At 67.8% G+C, this 19,682-nt stretch carries 18 protein-coding genes; 11 read left to right on the top strand and 7 right to left on the bottom strand.

Annotated features, from left to right (window positions below; all coding sequences use genetic code 11):
* Window positions 1–6: 6 nt before the first annotated feature.
* From NATPE_RS23330 to NATPE_RS17865, 4 genes are all read right to left on the bottom strand, one after another.
* A complete protein-coding gene (locus tag NATPE_RS23330; RefSeq protein ID WP_275040184.1) occupies window positions 7–129 on the bottom strand; it encodes a hypothetical protein in 123 nt (40 codons plus the stop codon).
* Window positions 130–164: 35 nt separating this feature from the next.
* Window positions 165–1,337: a class I SAM-dependent methyltransferase gene (locus tag NATPE_RS17875; protein WP_006182997.1), complete on the bottom strand. Its 1,173-nt coding sequence runs from the start codon at window positions 1,335–1,337 to the stop codon at window positions 165–167.
* The gene (locus NATPE_RS17870; protein ID WP_006182996.1) at window positions 1,330–2,451 is read right to left on the bottom strand and encodes a 60S ribosomal export protein NMD3; all 1,122 of its coding nucleotides are present in this window, start codon (window positions 2,449–2,451) and stop codon (window positions 1,330–1,332) included. Before NATPE_RS17870 ends, NATPE_RS17875 begins: the two co-directional genes overlap by 8 nt.
* A gap of 304 nt (window positions 2,452–2,755) precedes the next feature.
* Window positions 2,756–3,529 (bottom strand): creatininase family protein, encoded by a 774-nt coding sequence (locus NATPE_RS17865; protein WP_006182995.1) that lies wholly within the window; start codon window positions 3,527–3,529, stop codon window positions 2,756–2,758.
* Between the two features lie 137 nt (window positions 3,530–3,666).
* Between NATPE_RS17865 and htpX the strand changes: the two genes are divergently transcribed.
* The 11 genes from htpX to NATPE_RS17815 all read left to right on the top strand — a co-directional run bounded on the left by htpX (window position 3,667) and on the right by NATPE_RS17815 (window position 17,304).
* Entirely contained in the window at window positions 3,667–4,557 is an 891-nt protein-coding gene (gene htpX / locus NATPE_RS17860; RefSeq protein ID WP_006182994.1) for a zinc metalloprotease HtpX, read from the top strand.
* Between the two features lie 24 nt (window positions 4,558–4,581).
* Window positions 4,582–5,235, top strand: coding sequence for a PspA-associated protein PspAB (pspAB, locus tag NATPE_RS17855; protein WP_006182993.1), 654 nt, complete (start codon window positions 4,582–4,584; stop codon window positions 5,233–5,235).
* Between the two features lie 273 nt (window positions 5,236–5,508).
* Entirely contained in the window at window positions 5,509–6,717 is a 1,209-nt protein-coding gene (locus NATPE_RS17850; RefSeq protein WP_006182992.1) for an outer membrane protein assembly factor BamB family protein, read from the top strand.
* 144 nt (window positions 6,718–6,861) lie between these two features.
* A complete protein-coding gene (gene radA, locus NATPE_RS17845) occupies window positions 6,862–7,893 on the top strand; it encodes a DNA repair and recombination protein RadA (RefSeq protein WP_006182991.1) in 1,032 nt (343 codons plus the stop codon).
* Window positions 7,894–7,968: 75 nt separating this feature from the next.
* Window positions 7,969–8,133 carry a hypothetical protein gene (locus tag NATPE_RS22420; protein ID WP_157557363.1) on the top strand — a complete coding sequence of 55 codons (165 nt, stop codon included), beginning with the start codon at window positions 7,969–7,971 and terminating at the stop codon, window positions 8,131–8,133.
* 348 nt (window positions 8,134–8,481) lie between these two features.
* Window positions 8,482–9,855 (top strand): diaminobutyrate--2-oxoglutarate transaminase, encoded by a 1,374-nt coding sequence (locus tag NATPE_RS17840; RefSeq protein ID WP_006182990.1) that lies wholly within the window; start codon window positions 8,482–8,484, stop codon window positions 9,853–9,855.
* Window positions 9,852–11,435 carry a pyridoxal phosphate-dependent decarboxylase family protein gene (locus NATPE_RS17835; protein WP_006182989.1) on the top strand — a complete coding sequence of 528 codons (1,584 nt, stop codon included), beginning with the start codon at window positions 9,852–9,854 and terminating at the stop codon, window positions 11,433–11,435. Before NATPE_RS17840 ends, NATPE_RS17835 begins: the two co-directional genes overlap by 4 nt.
* Window positions 11,432–13,321: an IucA/IucC family protein gene (locus tag NATPE_RS17830; RefSeq protein WP_006182988.1), complete on the top strand. Its 1,890-nt coding sequence runs from the start codon at window positions 11,432–11,434 to the stop codon at window positions 13,319–13,321. Before NATPE_RS17835 ends, NATPE_RS17830 begins: the two co-directional genes overlap by 4 nt.
* Window positions 13,318–13,983, top strand: coding sequence for a GNAT family N-acetyltransferase (locus tag NATPE_RS17825; RefSeq protein WP_006182987.1), 666 nt, complete (start codon window positions 13,318–13,320; stop codon window positions 13,981–13,983). Before NATPE_RS17830 ends, NATPE_RS17825 begins: the two co-directional genes overlap by 4 nt.
* Complete coding sequence (locus NATPE_RS17820) at window positions 13,976–15,442, top strand: lysine N(6)-hydroxylase/L-ornithine N(5)-oxygenase family protein (protein WP_015299261.1); 1,467 nt, start codon at window positions 13,976–13,978, stop codon at window positions 15,440–15,442. The genes NATPE_RS17825 and NATPE_RS17820 overlap by 8 nt, the downstream gene beginning before the upstream one ends.
* A gap of 2 nt (window positions 15,443–15,444) precedes the next feature.
* Window positions 15,445–17,304, top strand: a complete 1,860-nt coding sequence (locus NATPE_RS17815) for an IucA/IucC family protein (RefSeq protein WP_006182985.1) — start codon at window positions 15,445–15,447, stop codon at window positions 17,302–17,304.
* Between the two features lie 259 nt (window positions 17,305–17,563).
* Here NATPE_RS17815 and sufU read toward each other — a convergent pair whose 3' ends face one another.
* From sufU to NATPE_RS17800, 3 genes are all read right to left on the bottom strand, one after another.
* A complete protein-coding gene (gene sufU, locus NATPE_RS17810; RefSeq protein ID WP_006182984.1) occupies window positions 17,564–17,983 on the bottom strand; it encodes a Fe-S cluster assembly sulfur transfer protein SufU in 420 nt (139 codons plus the stop codon).
* A 112-nt stretch (window positions 17,984–18,095) separates the two neighbouring features.
* On the bottom strand, window positions 18,096–18,728 hold the full coding sequence (locus NATPE_RS17805) for an HD domain-containing protein (RefSeq protein ID WP_006182983.1): 633 nt from the start codon (window positions 18,726–18,728) through the stop codon (window positions 18,096–18,098).
* A 152-nt stretch (window positions 18,729–18,880) separates the two neighbouring features.
* On the bottom strand, window positions 18,881–19,330 hold the full coding sequence (locus NATPE_RS17800; RefSeq protein WP_015299260.1) for a response regulator: 450 nt from the start codon (window positions 19,328–19,330) through the stop codon (window positions 18,881–18,883).
* Window positions 19,331–19,682 lie beyond the last annotated feature (352 nt).

Genomic DNA, 19,682 nt, shown 5'->3' with positions numbered 1-19,682 from the left:
GGCCGATTAGAAGATGGCCGTCGCGCCCCAGGCGACCATCGAGGTCACCATCAGCAGCGCGAAGACGACGGCGATGAGCTGATTCTTGTCCATACAGCGACGCAGTCCCTGCTCGAGTATCAATGCCACGACACCCCGTGGCCGGCGACCGTTTCCGGTCGGCCCTACTCGAACCGAGCGTCGACGACGACGTGGGCCACGCCCGCGCTGTGGCTTTTGACCCGTCGCTTTTCGAGGATCTCGAGGTCGTGTCCGGCCGCGTCGGCGGCCGCCTCGAGGCGTTCTATCGGCCGCTCCCACAGCAGCGCTTCCGGGGTCGCCTCGTGGTAGTGGACGACGCCGCCGGGAACGAGCGCCTCGAGGGCGTCCCCGAGGAAGTCGTGGGCCTCGTCGCTGCGCGTGCCGTGATCCGCGGTTCCGTCTCCACCGCCATCGCCGTCGGCGTGCCCGTAGTAGCCCATGACGACCCGATCGGCATCGATCTCGCTCGCGAGGTCGCGACAGTCGGTCATGTAGGCGTCGACCCGGTCGTCGACGTCGTTGAGGACGGCGTTCTCGAGCAGGTAGCGGAAGGCGGTCGGGTTGATCTCGGTCGCGGTCACCCGCGCGCCGGCCCGGGCCATCGGGAGGGTGAAGTAGCCGATCCCGGCGAACATGTCGAAGACGCGTTCGTCGCTACTCCCGAGTTCTTCCATCCGGGCCCGCTCGGCCTGGTTGCCCGGCGAGAACATCACCTTCGCGGGGTCGAGCCCGTACTGCGTCCCGTGTTCGGTGTGGATCGTTTCCGTGTTCGCGTCCCCGGCGAGCAGTCGGGTCCGGGGCTCGCGATGGGTGCCGGCCGCACCGTCGTTTGCGATCCCTTCGTCGGCCAACACGCTGTCGGCCTCGCCGTGGAGTTCGAGCAGCGCCTCGCCCAGTTCCCGCTCGTCGTGACAGCCCTCGGGCACCGTCACGAGGATCACCGAGCCGATCACCGCCCACGAGCCCGGCACCGACTCGAGGTCGCGCTCGCTCCAGCCCCGGTCGGCGAGCAGGTCCTCGAGATCGGGGCTCCGGGATTCGGGCTCGAGTTGCCTGACGACCTCGAGTACGTCGGTCTCGGTGGGCGGCTCGGTGATCGGGAGCGCGACCCTGTCGGGGCCGTCTTCCCGGACGCGCCGCGTCTCGTCGTAGACCCCCTCCGCGCGGAGCGACTCGGCGGCCGTCTCGGCGCGGGGTTTCGTGACGACCGCAGCCAGTGGGCCGTCGGCCGTCGCCCGCTCTAAGACCTCGTCGGCCGCCGGCTCGAGCGCGCGGTCGGCCTCCGTCGCGTCCGCCTCCACGTACTCGTCAGTCATCGTCCTCGGGCAGGATGTGCAGGCCGGCACGGCTCTTCAGGACGGGGACGGTCTCGGCGTCGGGATCGAAATAGTCCGGCCGGGCGACCGTTGTGGCCTGAAACGTTTCGGGATCGAGGACCTGCACGGCGTTGTCGTCCTCGACGGTGACGACCGTCGCCTCGGCCACGTCCTCGAGGTCGCCCAACTTCCGCGCGTCGGGGGAGTTGCCCTCCTCGTAGCCGGCCTCGTAGCGCTCGCCGGTCGTCACGCGGACGCCCTTGAGGTTGCCGCGAGCGCTGCGGACGAGGACGGGGCCGCCATCGTCGTCGGCGAGATCGATCACGTTGCCGGGCCTGTAGGGCGGCAGTCGGACGGCGAAGGTGACCCGGTAGACCTCGTTGCCGTCCTCGTCTTCCGTGACCAGCGTCTCGGCGTCGTTGACGGTGCCGCCGAACTCCTCGATCATCTTGTTCGAGATCTTCTTCCCGATCTTGTTGGTCGAGACCTTGATGTTCAGCCCGTCGTCTACCTCGCCGATCTCGGTGACGAAGGCGTTGCGGTCGCCCGTGGCCTCCATGTCGGCGACGATCCCGTTCGCGATCTCCTTTGCCCGTTCGATCTCCTCGGTCGTCGGGGTCCGGTCCTCGGCGCGGATCTGGACGATGCTGGCGTAGTAGTCGCCGGCGATCCGTCCACAGCGGGTACAGGTCTGGCGGGCGATCTTGACCGGCACGGTCACCTCTTCCTCGACCGGCGTCTCGCGGACGACGCCGGTGAAAAACGAGTGCATCCGGATCGTGTTCTGATCGACCTGCTCGGGATCGATCTGCCAGGCGACGTCCTCGACGTCGACGTGGACGCCAAGCGCCTCGCTGACCTCCTCGATGGCGATGTCCGTGTAGTCCTGTGCGCCGACGTCGACCCATCGGTTCCCCCGGTAGACCGCGCCACATTGGGCACAGACCCGGACGTCGATCCGGTCCGGCGCGTCGACGAAGTCGAAGTCCTCGAAGTAACAGGAATCGCAGAGTTCGACCTCGGCACCGGGGCGTAACGGATCGTTCGCGTCGGTGGTCGACCGCTCGGGGACCGGATCCCCACACCGGGGACAGAACGCGCGCGACTCACTCATTGGCCCCGTTTGGGACCTCGCGGAGTTAAGCGGCCCGTCTCCGCTCGAGAGCCGTCCGATCGGCCCCCGTCGCTTCCAGTCTCCGACCGGTACGGTTCCGTGACCCTCGCGTCGCTCTACGCGAAACGGAGGGGGAGAGTAGCAAAACGTCAGACGACCGTCACACTACTGCCGGTACGGTCGCGTCAGACGTGACTCCGTCACAAGGTCTCCATGCGAAACGAAGGGGTTCGATCGACCGGCTCGTGACGTATCAACTGCGATTACAATACCGCCGGCGGGCACGACGCGGAGCCGTCGCCGGTCACTGCGTCCCGTCGCTTACGGCGTCGCGCTCGGCTTCGATACGCTCGACGTATGCGTCGGTGACGGCGTCGAAAATCGCCTCGCCGGCGTCGGCCGTGGCCTCGCTGGGATCTCCCAGCACGCCGTTCTCCGTGATCGATTCGAACCCCTCGCTGAGCAGTCGCGCCGTTGAGAACGATCCCTCCGGTCCCGTCTCGAGGCGGTCCGTCCGGACGAGCCCCTCCTTGATCGCGAGGATCATAGCCGTCTCGGCGGCACCGGCGTGGATAACATCCTGTTGATATTCGAGGCCGGCCTCTCGAAGGCCCTCGTTCAGCAGTTCCATGTGATCGTCGAGGTCCGCGAGGGCGATCACGGAGGCATCGATCTCGCGAGCGATTTCGGGTGCGACCGTCGAGACCGGCGCGAAGTTCCCGCCGTGGGTCGGGACGAGGACGACGTGGTCGAACCCGTGATCGTCCAGCGAGCGACAGTAGGCGCGGATCACGTCCATCAGCGTCTCCGGCGGCATCGTGATCGTCCCCGGAAACGCCATGTGGTGGCCCGAGCAGCCGGGGCGGATCGTCGGGGCAGCCAGCGCGTCGCCGAGTTCCGCGGCGATTCGGCGTGCGAGTTCGTCGCCATCGAGCGTGTCCATGTTCAGCGGCAGGTGCGGTCCGTGTTGCTCGATCGACCCGACCGCGACGATCGCCGTCCGTGTTCCGTTCTCGAGCGCCGTTTCGACTTCCGTCCACGTACACTCCTCGAGGCATACCGACTGTGGGGAGGGCATTGCTGTTTCGTCGAAACGCGTCGACCAAAATATACGTTTTCACGGACTGGTCCGACGGCTCCACTCCTCGACGTGCCGGCGCGTTTCTCGGCCCGATGGTCAAGGTACTTATTTCGGCCCAGCCCGTTGCTCTAGGCATGAACTGGCAGGCGGACTGGGGATTGCGACTTCGGATGTTCGTGACGATGTTTCTGCTATTTGCGCTGTATATCGTCTTCGCGGCCGTGATCACCGCCTACGTCGGCGGCGGACTGCTGGTTTTCGGGCTGTTCTTCGGCGGCTTCTCGCTCGTACAGTACTACTTCAGCGACACGCTGACCCTGCGGAGCATGGGCGCGAAGACGGTCTCGGCCGACGAGTACCCGCAACTGCACGCCTCGATCGAACGCCTCTCCCAGCAGGCCGACCTCCCGAAACCGAAGGTCGCGGTGGTCGATTCGAACACGCCCAACGCCTTCGCGACCGGCCGCAATCAGAAAAACGCCGCCGTCTGTGTAACGACCGGGATCATGGACACGCTCGAGCAGGACGAACTCGACGGCGTCCTCGCCCACGAACTCGCCCACGTCAAAAACCGCGACATGATGGTGATGACTATCGCCTCCTTCCTCTCGACGATCGCGTTCATGATGGTTCGCTGGGGGGCGTTCTTCGGCGGTGGCCACAGACGCGGGGGCGATCGGCAGGGTGGGGGCGGTATCGTCGTCGCCATCCTCGTCTCGTTGCTGGTCTGGATCATCAGCTACCTGCTGATCCGGGCGCTCTCCCGGTACCGCGAGTACGCCGCCGACCGCGGTGCCGCGGCCATCACCGGCAACCCCTCGGCGCTCGCCTCCGCCCTGTTGAAGATCTCCGGCGAGATGGACAAGGTTCCCAAGGACGACCTGCGCGAGGAGGCAGAGATGAACGCCTTCTTCATCATCCCGATCAAGTCCGGCGTCGTCGGCCGCCTGTTCGCGACGCATCCGCCGACCGAGAAGCGCGTCGAACAGCTCCGCGATCTCGAGCGCGAAATGCAATCGTTCTAAGGTACGGCGCCCGTCACTCGAGGTATGGGACTGCTGGACGGGCTGCGGGCTATCCTCGGCTCCCGGGCCGAGGCCGACGCCGGCCGTGACGCCGACCCCGACGACCTCTTCGGGATGAGTACCGCCTACCTCACGATGCAGGCCGATCTGGGCTACGAGTCGCTCGACGTCGGCGCGCTCTGTTTCTCCGGCGTCGACTCGGCGGCCTTCCGCGACGCCGTCGACGAGGTCGAGGCGATCCTCGAGGCCGGCCGCGAGGAGACCGGCACAGCCTTCTCGGTCACCAGTGACGACCACGGCTATCACTGGGTCGTCCTCGCGGACGACGACCCCGAGGACCTGATCACGAGCATGCACTTCGCGGCGGACACGTTCATCGAACACGGCTACGGCTCGCGGCTGCTGGCGGCCGTCTTCGCGTACGAGAAGGGCGATGCCGCGAAGCGGCATCGAGACGGAGGCGGTGGAACCGCCGGAGCGGGCGATCCCGCCTACTGGATCTACTCCTTCCGCCGGGGGCGGTTCTACCCCTTCGTCCCCCGGTCGGGCCGGGAACGTGACTCGAGCGCGGAGTTCACTCTCGAGTCGACCTTAGACGGCGAACTCGAGATCGAGCGCGAGAAGGACTACTGGTACCCGCTCTGGCCCAGCGAGGGCGGAACCCACCCCTGGGAGTAGCGCCGTTTTCGAACCGGTCGAATCCGCCGTTGCCCGACGAGGCGATCACGTCGTCGGGGGGTCCCTCGCGGACCGGCCGACTCCCAAATCGTGTAGGAGTCAGCCGTATGCCCGCTCCCCGTATAGGAAGACGTACGCGGCAGGAAGCCACATCATCATCATCACAACTGCGCCATACACCAGTTGCCCCTTTTCCTGCCGCCCGCTCCGTTCGACGAGCGACGGCAGCGGCTCCACCCACTGTTATGACGGTTCGCTCGGTAGCCGGGGACAGTGACCGAGTGGAACCAGTTCAAGGGCGATCCGCACAACTCCGGGTGTCGGCGCGAGATCGACGGCCCCACCCGCGTAACCGAGGGCTGGACGGTCGATCTCGCCGGCCCGCCGGGGTCGCCGGTCTGTGACCGCGACACCGTCTACGTCGGCACGGCACGGGGGAACTGCTATGCCCTCGAGCGGGCGACCGGCCGTCGCCGGTGGGTTGCCGAGACGACGGCCGCGACCGACACCGCGCCGCTTGTGACCCGCGACCGACTGTTTCTGGGGACCGCCGACGGGACGGTTCGTGCGCTCGACCCCGGCCGGGGCGAGGTGGAGTGGGAAGTCGACCTCGTGGACGGCCTCGAGGCCGCGCTTGCGCTCTCCGACGGCCGACTCTACGTCGGCCACGCGGACGGAGTGACCGCGCTCGAGCCCGAGACGGGGACCGAACTATGGCGCCACGAGACCGAGTCGGGCGTCGTCGGCGCGCCGGCGGTCGCCGACGGTCGGGAGGGACGGCGTCGTCGTTCGGCCCTCGAGCGGGACGAACCGTCGGACGCGGACCCCCTCGCCGGGACTGATCCGCGCCCGCTCGAGACGGACCGACCCGCCGACACCAACGGAGAGTGGACCGGTGATCGCCTCTTCGCCGGAACCGAGTACGGGGCCGTCGTCGCCCTCGAAGCTGAGACGGGCGAGGAAGTCTGGACCGCGCCGGCCGACGGCGCGCTCGAGGCCGGCCCGACCGTCGCCGACGGTCGCGTCTACGTCGCCGACGACGAGGGAACGATGGTCGCGATGGACGCCGGTACCGGCCAGTCGTGGTTCACCTACGAGATCCGCGACGCCTTCACCACGTCCGCGACCGTCCTCCCGGCCGCCGAGACCACCTTCGTCGGGGCTGCGGACGGCTACTGCCACGTCACCGACACCACCGTCGGCCGGCGGAAACTGCGGGGCTGGCTCTTCTCCCGGAAGGGGATCGAACTCGACGGCTCGATCCGGTCGTGCCCGGTCGTCGCCGGCGATGTCGTTTGCGTCGGCGACGCCAGCGGCTCGGTATACGGGATCGACGTCGCCGACGACTGCGACCTCGCGTGGCACGTCGCCCTCGAGGACGGCGTGATCGGCACGCCCGCGATCGGCGACGGCCGGCTGTTCGTCGGCTGCGAGGACGAGCGCCTCCACTGCCTCGAGTGGGGCGACGAACCGCGGCGCTGACCGTCGCTCGCCGGTCCCGGAGAGGCGCGTCTTTCGTTCTAAACCCACGGCCTCCAGTTCCGACTACCCCGTTGCCCGCCTGCACTTTCACTTTCACTCCCCTGTAAACGAGGGTTTATGGGGGGTCCGGCACAACGGAGGAGTATGCCCGAAGCAGATCTCGAGGAACTCCCCGGTGTCGGACCCGCGACCGCAGACAAACTCCACGATGCAGGTTTCGACTCCTTCCAGAGTCTCGCCGTCGCCTCGCCGTCGGAGCTGTCGAACACGGCCGACGTCGGCGAGTCCACCGCCGCGGACATCGTCAACGCCGCCCGTGACGCCGCCGACGTCGGCGGCTTCGAGACCGGTTCGACGGTACTGGAGCGGCGAAACGAAATCGGCAAGCTACGCTGGCACATCGACGAGGTCGACGACCTGCTCGGCGGCGGGATCGAGACCCAGTCGATCACCGAAGTCTACGGCGAGTTCGGGGCCGGCAAGTCCCAGGTCACCCACCAGATGGCCGTCAACGTCCAGCTTCCCCAGGAAGTCGGCGGGCTCCACGGCAGCGCCATCTTCGTGGACAGCGAGGACACCTTCCGGCCCGAGCGGATCGACGACATGGTTCGGGGCCTGTCCGACGAGGCCATCAACGCGACCCTCGAGGACCGCGAGATCGAGGGCTCGGCCGACGACGAGGACGCAGTCGACGCACTCGTCGAGGACGTCCTCGAGAAGATCCACGTCGCGAAGGCGTTCAACTCCAACCACCAGATGCTGCTGGCCGAGAAGGCCAAGGAACTCGCGAGCGAACACGAGGACAGCGAGTATCCGGTTCGTCTCCTCTGTGTGGACTCGCTGACCGCCCACTTCCGCGCGGAGTACGTCGGCCGTGGCGAACTCGCCGACCGACAGCAGAAACTCAACAAGCACCTCCACGACCTCGACAAGGTCGGGAACCTCTACAACACCGCCGTCATCGTCACCAATCAGGTCGCCTCGAACCCCGACTCGTTCTTCGGCGACCCGACCCAACCGATCGGTGGCAACATCCTCGGCCACAAGTCTACCTTCCGGATCTACCTGCGCAAGTCCAAGGGCGACAAGCGGATCGTCAAACTGGTCGACGCGCCGAACCTCGCCGACGGCGAGGCCGTCATGCGCGTCCAGGACGGCGGCCTGAAGCCCGAGTAATCGAGCGACACTTCCTTCTACCGCCCCGTCACTGACGCGGCGGCCGCTTTTACGCGCTCGCGTCGAAGCGCGACCATGACCGAGACGGTCGCCGTCACCGGTGGCAACGGTCGCGTCGGCCGGGTCGACGACGGGCCGGTACTGGACCCGTCGCCGGCTCTCTGTCGCCCTTCGATCCGGGGCCGACGATGGACCGCGGCGTCCGAACCGATCCCTCAGTACGACGGACACTTAAATTAACCCGCCCTGTTTCGCGGGTCGGTGTCGGGACGGTCCGATCCTGAACCCGGCCGGGTAGCGGTAGTTACCGCCTGCTACCGGTCGATCCGGCGACCGGCTGCTGGCCGCTGATTCCGCAGTTCGGGCCCGATCACTGGCCGCTTCGGGGGGTCGGTTCGTCCGCTGTGATCGCCGCTTAGCTCCGCTCCACGCCGTTTTGCTTTCTTTCAGCACCTCATGTATAAGCTTTAGGTTGGCCTAAAACCGACACGCTTTTCAATATTTAGGCTGGCCTAAAACCTGCATGACGACGCGACGACTACTACCGACCCGACTCGAAGATCGGTCGCCGGCCGGCGGTGAGCGACCGTGACCGACGGCGGTTCGTCGGCCGAGCAGCTCCTCGCACAACAGGCCCGGCGCGAATCGAACGCGCGGACCTACCCCCGATCGCTGCCGCTGGCGATCGAACGCGCCGACGGGGCGATCCTCGAGGACGTTGACGGCAACGAGTACATCGACTGTCTGGCAGGCGCGGGGACGCTCGCGCTCGGCCACAACCACCCCGCAGTCGTCGAACGGATGGAGGAACTGCTCGAGCGGGGACGTGCGATCCACACGCTCGATCTGACGACGCCGGTCAAAGAGCGGTTCGTCGATCGACTGCTCGAGAGCCTCCCCGACGAGTTCGCCGAAACGGCGAAGGTGCAGTTCTGCAGTCCGGCCGGCACCGACGCCGTCGAAGCCGCGCTGAAACTCGTCAAGACGGCGACGGGGAACCGGTCGATGCTGGCCTTTCAGGGCGGCTACCACGGGATGACCCACGGCGCGCTCGGACTGATGGGCGATACGGCGGCCAAGGAGGACGTGCCGGGATTGATGCCGAACGTCCAGCACCTGCCCTATCCCTACGCCTATCGGTGTCCGTTCGGGCTCGGCGGCGAGGCCTGCTGGCGGACGAGCGCCGAGTACGTCGAGCGAACCCTCTCGAACCCCGATAGCGGGGTCGTCGACCCCGCCGGTATGATCCTCGAGCCGGTACAGGGGGAGGGCGGCGCGGTGCCGGCCCCTGCCGACTGGCTCCGCGAGATGCGCCGGATCACCCGCGAACGCGACGTGCCGCTGATCGTCGACGAGATCCAGACCGGGCTCGGGCGAACCGGCGAACTATACGGGATCGAATACGCCGACGTCGTCCCGGACGTGATGACGCTCTCGAAGGCCGTCGGCGGCGGACTCCCGCTGTCGGTCGTCGTCTACGACGAGTCACTGGACGTCTGGGAGCCCGGAGCGCACGCCGGCACGTTCCGCGGCAATCAGCTCGGCATGGCCGCCGGCGCGGCGACCATCGAGTACGTCCTCGAGAACGACCTCGAGGACCACGCCGCGGCGATGGGCGATCGGCTACGGGACCGCCTCGAGGAGACCGCGGCGACGTTCGAGGCGGTCGGGGATGTCCGCGGGCGCGGCCTCATGCTCGGCATGGAACTCGTCGATCCCGACGGCGAACCGGACTCGCTCGGTCACTATCCCGCCGACGGTGACCTCGCATCGGCCGTCCAGTCGGCGGCGTTCGATCGCGGGCTCGTCGTCGAGACCGGCGGTCGGGACGGCAGCGTCGTCCGGTTCCTTCCCCCGCTGACGATCTCGCCCTCACGGATCGATACGGTCGCCGAGATCGTCCACGAGAGCGTTCGCGCGGCCCTCACGGCCCGACAGGATCGCGCGGAGGCTCCGGCATGACCGGCGGCGACCTCACCGGACGGCACCGCGCGGCGACCGACGGGCCGACGCCGCCGGATACGGCCAGCGCCTTCCTCGGCGATCCGGACGGCAACGCCGCGTACGCGGCGGCGATCGATCGGGCCCGCGACTGCCTCCTCGAGTCGTTCGCGACGGTCGATGGCCCCTACGCCGGAACCGACCACGAGACGCTCCGTGCGCGGATCGACGAACTGACCGTCGTTCCCGAGACGGGCGATTCGCTTGCGGCCGTCCTCGAGACGGTCGCGGAGGAGGTCCTCACCGACTCGGTCCGGGTCCACGATCCCGACTGCGTCGCACATCTGCACTGTCCGCCGGCGATCCCGGCGCTGGCCGCCGAGCTGTTGCTCTCGGGAACCAATCAGTCGCTGGACTCGTTCGATCAGGCTCCCGCCGCCTCCGTCCTGGAGGAACGGGTCGTCGACGCCTGCTGTGACCTGTTCGACTATCCGGCCGATGCCGACGGCGTCTTCACCGGCGGCGGCACGGAATCGAACCTCCTCGGGCTCTTGTTGGCCCGGGACTGGTACTGCCAGACGCGGTTCGACCGCGACGTCCAGTCGGCCGGGCTCCCGCCGGAGGCGGCCGACCTCCGGCTCCTCTGTTCGGACGCCGCCCACTTCACCGCCGACCAGGCCGCCCACCACCTCGGGCTCGGCGAGGACGCGGTCGTCACGGTGCCGACCGACGACGACCGCCGGATGAACCTCGCGGCGCTGGACGAGACCCTTGAGGCCCTCGCAGCCGACGGCCGCCGCCCCTTCGCGATCGTCGCCACCGCGGGCACGACCGACTTCGGGAGCATCGATCCGCTCGCGCCGCTGGCCGACCGGGCCGCGGAACACGACCTGTGGCTGCACGTCGACGCCGCCTACGGCGGGGCCTGTGCGATCAGCGACTCGCTGCGACCCAAACTCGCGGGGATCGATCGCGCCGACTCGATCGCGGTCGACTTCCACAAGCTGTTCTACCAGCCCATCAGCTGTGGGGCTTTCCTGTTGCGCGACGGCGACCGCTATCGGTTCCTCGAGCGCAACGCGGCCTATCTCAACCCCGAGCGCGACGACGCGGCGGGGGTGCCGAATCTCGTCTCGAAATCGCCGCGGACGACCCGTCGGTTCGACGCGCTGAAGCCGTTCGTGACGTTCAACGCGCTGGGCCGGGCCGGCGTGGCCGACTGCGTCGAGTACGTCTGCGAGCTGGCCGACGCCGTCGCTGACGAGATCCGGGCCGAGCCGGCGCTGGAGCTGTGTTGTGACCCCGAACTCAGCGCGGTGGTCTTTCGGTATCGGCCCTCGGATCGCGGCGCTCGAGCGGGCGAGTCGGACGACCGGCCCGGTTCCGCGTCTCGGCCCGCGCTCGATCGGCTCAACCGCGGGATCCGCGACGAACTGTTCGCCGACGGCGAGGCCATCCTCGCGCGGACCGAAGTCGACGGTACCGCCGCGCTGAAACTCACCCTGTTGAACCCGAAAACGACGCTTTCCGACCTCCAAGCTGTCCTCGCGGCGGTCGTCGACCGCGGCGAGGCACTCGAAGCGGAGACCGATTCCACATGACAGTACGACCCACGACACGGACGAGTACGTCCGACGACGGCGTCGACGCGACGCGAGTCGCACGCGACGCGACGGTGCATAGCTTCCTGAACTGCTACTGCCTCGAGACCGGTGCCGGCGAGTTCGTTCCCGCGGCCGAGACGCCGATCGACCGCCGGCCCGAGAGCGGGCTCGTCCTGCGGTGTTCGCTTCCGAACCAGGGGATCGACCTCTTCGTTCCGGTCAGGTACCGGTCCCCGACGGGCCGTCACCTGTTCGATCTGCCGGCCGCTTTCCGGGCCGGCGACGGCGAGCCCCAGCCGTTGGACTATGCGACGCTCGCGACGCTCGCGACGAAGGAACTCGAACTCGCCCGCGGCGCGGACCCCAACCGCGACGACCTCCTCGAGCGGGTCGTCCGCTCCTGTCGAAACGTCGAGCGGTACGTCGAGGCCCGCGCCGACGACGGCGACGCCCTCTACGGGACGGACTTCACCTTCCGCGAGGCCGAGCAGTCGCTGGTCTTCGGCCACCTCCAGCACCCGACGCCCAAGAGCCGTCGGGGGATGGGCAACGACGCCGAACGCTACGCCCCGGAACTCGAGGGCTCGTTCCGCCTGCACTACGTCCGCGCGGACGCCGATATCGTCGAGAGCGAGTCCGCTCGCGAGGGGTCGGCCGCCGGCTGGGTCCGCGAGGCGCTCCGGGCCGATCCGGCCGTCGACGAGTCGGTCCTCGAGGGGTATCTGGGGGCCGACGACGTCCTCCTGCCCGTCCACCCCTGGCAGGCCGAACGGCTGCTCGAGCGCCCCGACGTGCAGGATCTCGTCGCGGCGGGGAAACTCGAGTCCATTGGTCCGCTGGGACGGGAGTTTTACCCGACGACGTCGGTCCGGACGCTGTATGCCCCCGACTCGCCGTTCATGGTCAAGGGGTCGCTGGCCGTCGAGATCACCAACTCCCTGCGAACGAACAAGCGGCCGGAACTCGAGCGCGGGGTCGCGATTTCGACCCTGCTGGCGACCGAACTCGGCGATAACCTGCGCGACCGGTTCCCCGACTTCGACGTGATCCGCGATCCGGCCTACCTCACCGTCGATCCAGACGCGCTGGCGACCGACGGCGACGAGTCCGGCTTCGAGGTCGTCCTCCGGGAGAATCCCTTCCGGGGCGAGGACGCCCGGCAGGCGACGCCCGTCGTCGCGCTCTGTCAGGACGCCATCGGTGACGGCCGCTCGCGGCTGGGCCGGATCATCGCCTCGATCGCCGAGCGCGAGGGCCGCGACCCCGCCGCCGTCAGCGAGGAGTGGTTCCGGCGCTACCTGGCGATCTCGGTGCGGCCGCTGTTGTGGCTCTACCTCGAGCGGGGGATCGGCCTCGAGGCCCACCAGCAAAACAGTGTCCTGACGCTCGACGAGGCGGGGTATCCCGACGAGTTCCGCTACCGGGACAATCAGGGCTATTACTTCCCGGAGAGCGCCTACGACCGGCTCGAGGCGGTCTGTCCGGGGATCGGCGAGCGGGCGAACTCGATTTGTCCCGACGCGGTCGCCGACGAGCGGATCCGTTACTACGTCGTGTTGAACAACGCGCTGGGCGTGATCAACGCCTTCGGGACCGCGGGGCTGGTCGCGGAGGAACGGTTGCTCGCGATCCTCCGCAAGGAACTCGAATCGCTCCGGGAGTTCGACCGGCCCGGAACGTCGATCCTCGACCCGCTGCTCGAGTCCGAGACCGTCCCCCGCAAGGCGAACCTGCTGACGCGGTTTCGCGGACTGGACGAACTCGACGCGCCGTCGCTGGACGAGCAGTCGGTCTACGCCGAGGTGCGGAACCCGCTGGTCGACGCCGGGGACGCGGCCGGTACCAGTACGGGGCAGTCGTCGGGGCCGGAGGTGAACCGATGACGGCCCGGACGCCGGACCGTGGCCCCCACGCCACCGCCGTCGCCGAGTACGACTTCGAGTACTACGACCGGACCATCGACCGACACATCGGCTTCCGGCCGGTCGACCTCGAGCGCGACCTCGGTCGCCTGCACGCGTGGCTGGGTTCGGATCACGTCAAGCCCTCCTGGGACCTCGACGAGCCGCTGCCCGAGTTCCGCGAGACGCTCCGGGAGAAGCTCGCGGACGACCACCAGACCCTGTACGTCGGCTGTCTGGACCACGTCCCGATGAGCTACTGGGAGCGCTACTGGGTCGCCGATGACGACCTCGCGGCGTACTACGACGCCGAGCCGGCCGACCAGGGGATTCACCTCCTGCTCGGTCCGCCCGAGTACGTCGGCGAGGGGGTCGCGATCCCGTTGCTCCGGGCGATGACGGCCTTCCAGTTCAGCCACCCCGAGACCGACCGGGTCGTCGGCGAACCCGACGCCCGCAACGACGCCGTGTTGACGGTCGCCCAGCAGTGTGGCTTCGAGTTCCGGCGACAGTTCGAGTTCCCCGAAGAGGAGAAGACGGCTAACCTCGTCGTCTGCACCCGCGAACGGTTCGAACGAGAGGTCTGGCCGCCGACCGCCCACGGGGCCGCTGTGTCGCCGACCGAGGTGGGCGACGATGACTGAAGGCAATGCCGACGACGCCGACGAACCAGTCGTCGATCGGGGTCACTACGACGTCCTCGGCGTCGGTCTCGGTCCGTTCAACCTCGGGCTCGCGGCGCTGCTCGATGGCGCGGACGCCGATCTCGAGGCGGTCTTCCTCGAGCGCGACACCGAGTTCGCCTGGCACGAGGGGATGCTGATCGAGGGGGCCACCCTCGAGGTCCCGTTCCTCGCCGATCTGGTGACGATGGCCGACCCCACCAGCCCCCACAGCTTCCTCAATTACGCCCGGGAACGGGACCGTCTCTACGAGTTTTACTTCTACGAGACGTTCCAGATCCCTCGCCGGGAGTACGACGATTACCTGCGGTGGGTCGCCGACCGGCTTCCGACGACGGCGTTCGACCGCGAGGTCACGAGCGTCGCGTACGACCCCGACGGCGACTCGGGGGGAACGGAGCCGGACTCGGACGGTGCCGACCCCGGCGACGGCGGGACCTTCGTCGTCGAGGCCCGGTCCCCGGAGACGGGCCGGCGCTACCGCTACCGGGCCGACGACCTCGTCATGGGCGTCGGCTCCCGGCCCGCCCTACCGGCGTTCGCCCGCGACCACGCCGACGGGGAGGCTCCCCTGTTTCACACCGCCGACTACCTCGAGCGCCGCGATGAGGCCCTCGAGCGCGACGCGATCACCGTCGTCGGCTCGGGACAGAGCGCCGCCGAGGTCGTACTGGACCTACTCGAGCGCCAGCCCGATCACGGCTACCGACTCGACTGGCTCACCCGCTCGGACGGCTTCTACCCGATGGAGTACTCGAAGCTCGGTCTCCAGCACTTCACGCCCGAGTACTCGCGGTACTTCTACGACCTCCCTCAGTCGCGAAAGGACGACCTGCTGGCCGAGCAGGACCTGCTGTACAAGGGGATCGACCCCGAGACCAGCGAACGGATCTACGACACCCTCTACGAGCGCTCGATCGGCGACCGCGACCCCGAGTTCGGTATGCTCGCGACGACCGCGGTCCGGGACCTCGAGCGCCTCGAGGGCAGTTACTGGCTCGCCTGCGAACAGCGCCAGCAGGAGCGATCGTTCGCCCTCGAGACCGACGCCGTGATCTTCGGGACGGGGTATCAGCGGCCGATGCCGACCTTCCTCGAGCCGATCGCCGACCGGATCGCGTTCGACGACCGGGGCCGGTTCCGCGTGACCGAGGACTACCGCCTCGAGGGCGCGTTCGCCGGCCCCGATGCCGGCCGCGTGTTCGTCCAGAACGCCCCGCTACACGCCCACGGGGTCGGGACCCCCGACCTCGGGCTGGGCTGTTACCGGAACGCGATCATCGTCGAACAGCTCGCCGGGCGCGAGATCTATCCCGTCGACCGGGACACCGTCTTCCAGGACTTCGACGTCGACCAGTTCGCCGACCACGCGTCAGTTCGTGCCGACGCCCCCCAATCGCTGTCGCTCAATACGGAGTAACCATGCAACACACACGACATACCACGGACCAGGAGTACGGATTCGACGGAACCGACACGCTCGAGACGGTGCTGACCGAGGATCGCTGGGACGACGCCGGCCGCGAACTCCTCGCGAAGATCGTCCGGGAGTTCACCTACGAGGACATCCTCGAGCCGGAGCCGGTCGCCGACCCCGACGGCGAGTGGACGACCTACGAGGCCGACCTCGAGGGGGTCCGATACCGCTTCGACGCCATCGAGCGGTTCTGGGACTCGATCAGCGTCCGCGTCGACTCCCTCGAGCGCGACGACGGCGACGGGTTCGAGCCGGCTGCCGACCCCCTGCAGTTCGTCGTCGACCTCGAGCCGACGATCGAGATGGACTCGATCACGGCGGGGCATCTCGTCCGCGAGTACACCAACACGCTGCTTGCGGACGCCCACATCGATGCCGACGACGGGGCCGACGCTGACGCCGCCGAGACGACGGCGCGCTCGGTCCTCGATATGCCCTACGCCGAGATCGAGGGCGAGATGACCGGCCACCCGTGGCTCACGTTCAACAAGGGCCGGATCGGCTGGGGGTACGACGACTACCGCGACTACGCGCCCGAACGGTCCGAACCGATCCGGCTCTCGTGGTGTGCCGTCTCCCGCGAGGCCGCCACGTTCGTGGGCGTCGAGGGTCTCGACCACGAGGCGCTGCTCGAGGCGGAACTCGGCGACTACTACGGGCGGTTTCGGGACGACCTCACGGACCGCGGGCTCGACCCCGACGACTACCTGTTCCTGCCGGTCCACGACTGGCAGTGGGAGAACGCGATCGTCCCGCTGTTCGGCCGCCAGCTCGCGACCGACGACATCGTCCCGTTGGGGCCCGGGCCGGACGAGTACCTGCCGATGCAGTCGGTCCGTACCTTCGTCAACGCCGACGAGCCGACCAAACACAACGTGAAGCTCCCGCTGCAGATCGTCAACACGCTCGTCTGGCGCGGTCTGCCCGGTGAGCGCACCGAGGCCGCGCCGCTGGTCACCGAGTACGTCAAAGATGTCCGGGATTCGGACCCGTTCCTGCGCGACGAGTGCGAACTCGTCCTGCCCGGAGAGATCGCCGGCGTCAACTTCGATCACCCCACCTTCGACGCGCTCGAGGCACCGCCCTACCAGTACAACGAACTGCTGGGCTGTGTCTGGCGTGAGAGCGTCACCGACCTGATCGACGACGACCAGCGAGCGATGAGCCTCGCTGCACTCCTTCACGTCGAGGACGGCGAGCCGGTGGTCTCGAAGTTAGTCGAGCGCTCCGAGCTGTCGCTGTCGGCGTGGCTCGACGAGCTGTTCGAGACGATGCTGCCGCCGCTGTTGCACTACCTCTACCGGTACGGAACCGCGTTCTCGCCCCACGGCGAGAACACGATCCTCGTCCTCGAGGACGACCGGCCCGCCCGGCTGGCCGTCAAGGACTTCGTCGACGACGTCAACGTCGCCGATGCGCCCCTCGAGGAACTGCAGGGGATGCCCGAGGATCTCGACGACGTGTTGCTGTCGGTCCCGCCGGAAGAGCTGCGGCTGTTCGTCGTCTACGGGCTGTTCGTCGGCGTTTACCGCTACCTCGCCGACCTGCTGGCCCGCCATCACGATTACCCCGAAACCGAGTTCTGGGGCCGGGTCCGGGCCGCCATCGAGGACTACCACGCCCGGTTCCCCGACCTCGAGGAGCGGTTCGACCTGTTCGACCTGCTCGAGCCGTCGTTCCCGAAGCTGACGCTGAACCGCAACCGGATCGTCGGCGTGGGCTACGGCGACCTCCCCGAGCGGCCCCACGCGATCGAACACGGCACCGTCCCGAACCCGCTGGCCGAGGTCGATCCACAGCGGTAAGCTGAGCCGGGAGGCGGCGACTCGCTCAAGCGATGGATGCGATCTCGTCGCCGGCAAAACGAGACGATATCGCTACTTCGCAGACGTGCGGTAGGCGTTACTGGGAAAATGTGATGGCCAGCGATCGCACCCGCGAGCGAACGAGAGCGCGGCGCTACGCGCCGCGCCGAGTGAGCGAGCGGCTCTTTTTTGGTCCAGATTTTTTGCGTGAGTGGTGAGCGAGCGCAGCGAGCGAACCCGAACGCAAAAAAGGTGGGTGTTAGTCCTCGGTCGTCGTCTTCTCGACGTCGAGTTCGCCCTCGTAGATCTCCGCGCCGTCCTGTGCGACCTTCTCGGCCAGCACGGCACATTTGACTCGCATGGGCGAGACCTCGACCCCGAGCATGTCGATCACGTCGTCGCGATCCATTTCCTGGAGTTCCTCGAGGGTCTTGCCGACGAGTTCCCCGGAGAGCATGCTGGCGGAGGCCTGACTGATCGCGCAGCCGTCGCCCTGGAAGGCGACCCGCTCGATCGTCTCCCCGTCGTCGGCGAGGTCGATGTCCATGCGGATCTCGTCGCCACACATCGGGTTCTCGCCGATGTGTGTGTACGTCGGATCCTCGAGTTCCCCGTAGTTACGCGGGTTCTTGTAGTGGTCGAGGATCTGCTGTCGGTACATATCGGAGCCCAGTCCCATCGTTGGCTACGGATAGGCCAGTGAGTTGTAAAAGGGTTCCGGGGCCGAAACGGCCGATCGCGTCGGTTTCCGACGGGTTCGGGGCCGTCGGGTCCGGTCGCCGACCGGCCGCCTATCGCTCGCCGACGACCTCGCTATCGAATCGATCGAGGTACTCGCGAACGAACGCCACACGCTCCGCCGCGAGGTCGCGACCGACGTCGGTGTACATCCGCGCTGGCAGGTCCAGGATCTTCTTGTGGATGTGGTTGTACTGGGTCGCGCCGGCGTCGGTGTCGTCTTCCGCGATCGGCTGGGCGGGGTCGTGGATCGGGTCGCCCATCTCGCCGCCGTAGGCGAACACGCGGGCGATGCCGACCGCGCCGAGCGCGTCGAGGTTGTCCGCGTCCGAGACGAGTTTCGCCTCGAGCGTCGCGGGCTCGAGGTCGTTCGAGTAGCGGTGAGCCCGAATACAGTGTTGGACCCGCTCGATCGTCGCCGCGTCGGCCCCGCACTCGCGCAGGATCCCCTCGGCTTCCCGCGCGCCCCATCGCGCGTGGTCGTCGATCTCGCCGCGGTCTTCCTTCGTCCGGCCGACATCGTGACAGTAGACGGCGAGGCGGACCACCCGCTCGTCGACGGCGTCGGGGTGGCGCTCGCACAGCGTCTCGGCCAGCCGCTCGACTCGCTGGACATGGTGCCAGTCGTGGGCCGGTGACGCGTCATCGAAATAGGTGCGGGCACGGTCGCGAACTGTCTCGAGCATCACCCCCGAATTCCGCCGGCCGAAAAAATAAACGCGCCGGCTGCGGTCGGCGCCATACGGACTACTGGAAGTCGTTTCCGGTGTGACCGCGACCGTCCTGCGGTCGCACCGGGAAACCGTTACAGCAGACCGTATCAGTCGCGGGTCGCCGACTACGAGGGCTTCTGGACGATCGCGAACCAAAACTCCTCGATCGACCCGACGAACTCGACGAATTCCTCGGGCTTGACCGGCTTTTGCAGGTAGGTGTCGGCCTCGAGGCCGTGGGACCGGACGACCTGCTCGCCCGCATCGGAACTCGTGAGGACGACGACCGGAATCTCGTTCAACACGGGGTCGTTCTGTAGTTCCGAGAGGACCTCGATCCCGCTCTTGCCGGGCAGTTGTGGCTCGAGCAGGACGATGTCGGGTCGGGGATCCTCGGCGAACTCGCCACGCTGGTGGAGAAACGCAAGGGCCTCGTCGCCGTCGGAGACGGTGTGGATGGTGTTGAGCAACTTCGCATCCGTGAACTGCTCCTCGAACAACCGGCTGTCGCCGGGGTTGGGCTCGACCAGCAGGATATCGATCGGATCGTCCGTGCCCTCGTCGTCCGTGGCCATCGCCGTTACGTAGCGAGCGAGCGGGTATAACGTCCGTGTCACTCGCGTTGAACAGTGTTCGTACCCGACCGGTCGCGATTCGGCTCGAGTCGATCGTTCGTCCGTGCCGTCGCAGTACTGGCCGGTCACTGACGGCCGACGGGGGAGCCGTTGCCACCCGCTCGAGCGGAGAACTACGCTTTCCAAAATAGTCCCGCTGAGACACTCCTCAGGCGTCGACGAACGGTAGTTATGCGAACAACTGCCGGGCGTCTACGAAGCGGCGAAGCCGCTTCGAGCCTTGCCTCGCTGCGCTCGGCAAGACGTCCCTCGCGCGTCAACGAAAGAGCTGACGCGCCCGGCGAGAGCGAAG

This window comes from Natrinema pellirubrum DSM 15624 (assembly GCF_000230735.2).
In the GTDB taxonomy this organism is placed as follows: Archaea; Halobacteriota; Halobacteria; order Halobacteriales; family Natrialbaceae; genus Natrinema; species Natrinema pellirubrum.
Note: the sequence above shows the minus strand (reverse complement) of the source record. Positions and strands in the feature narration are given on the sequence as shown.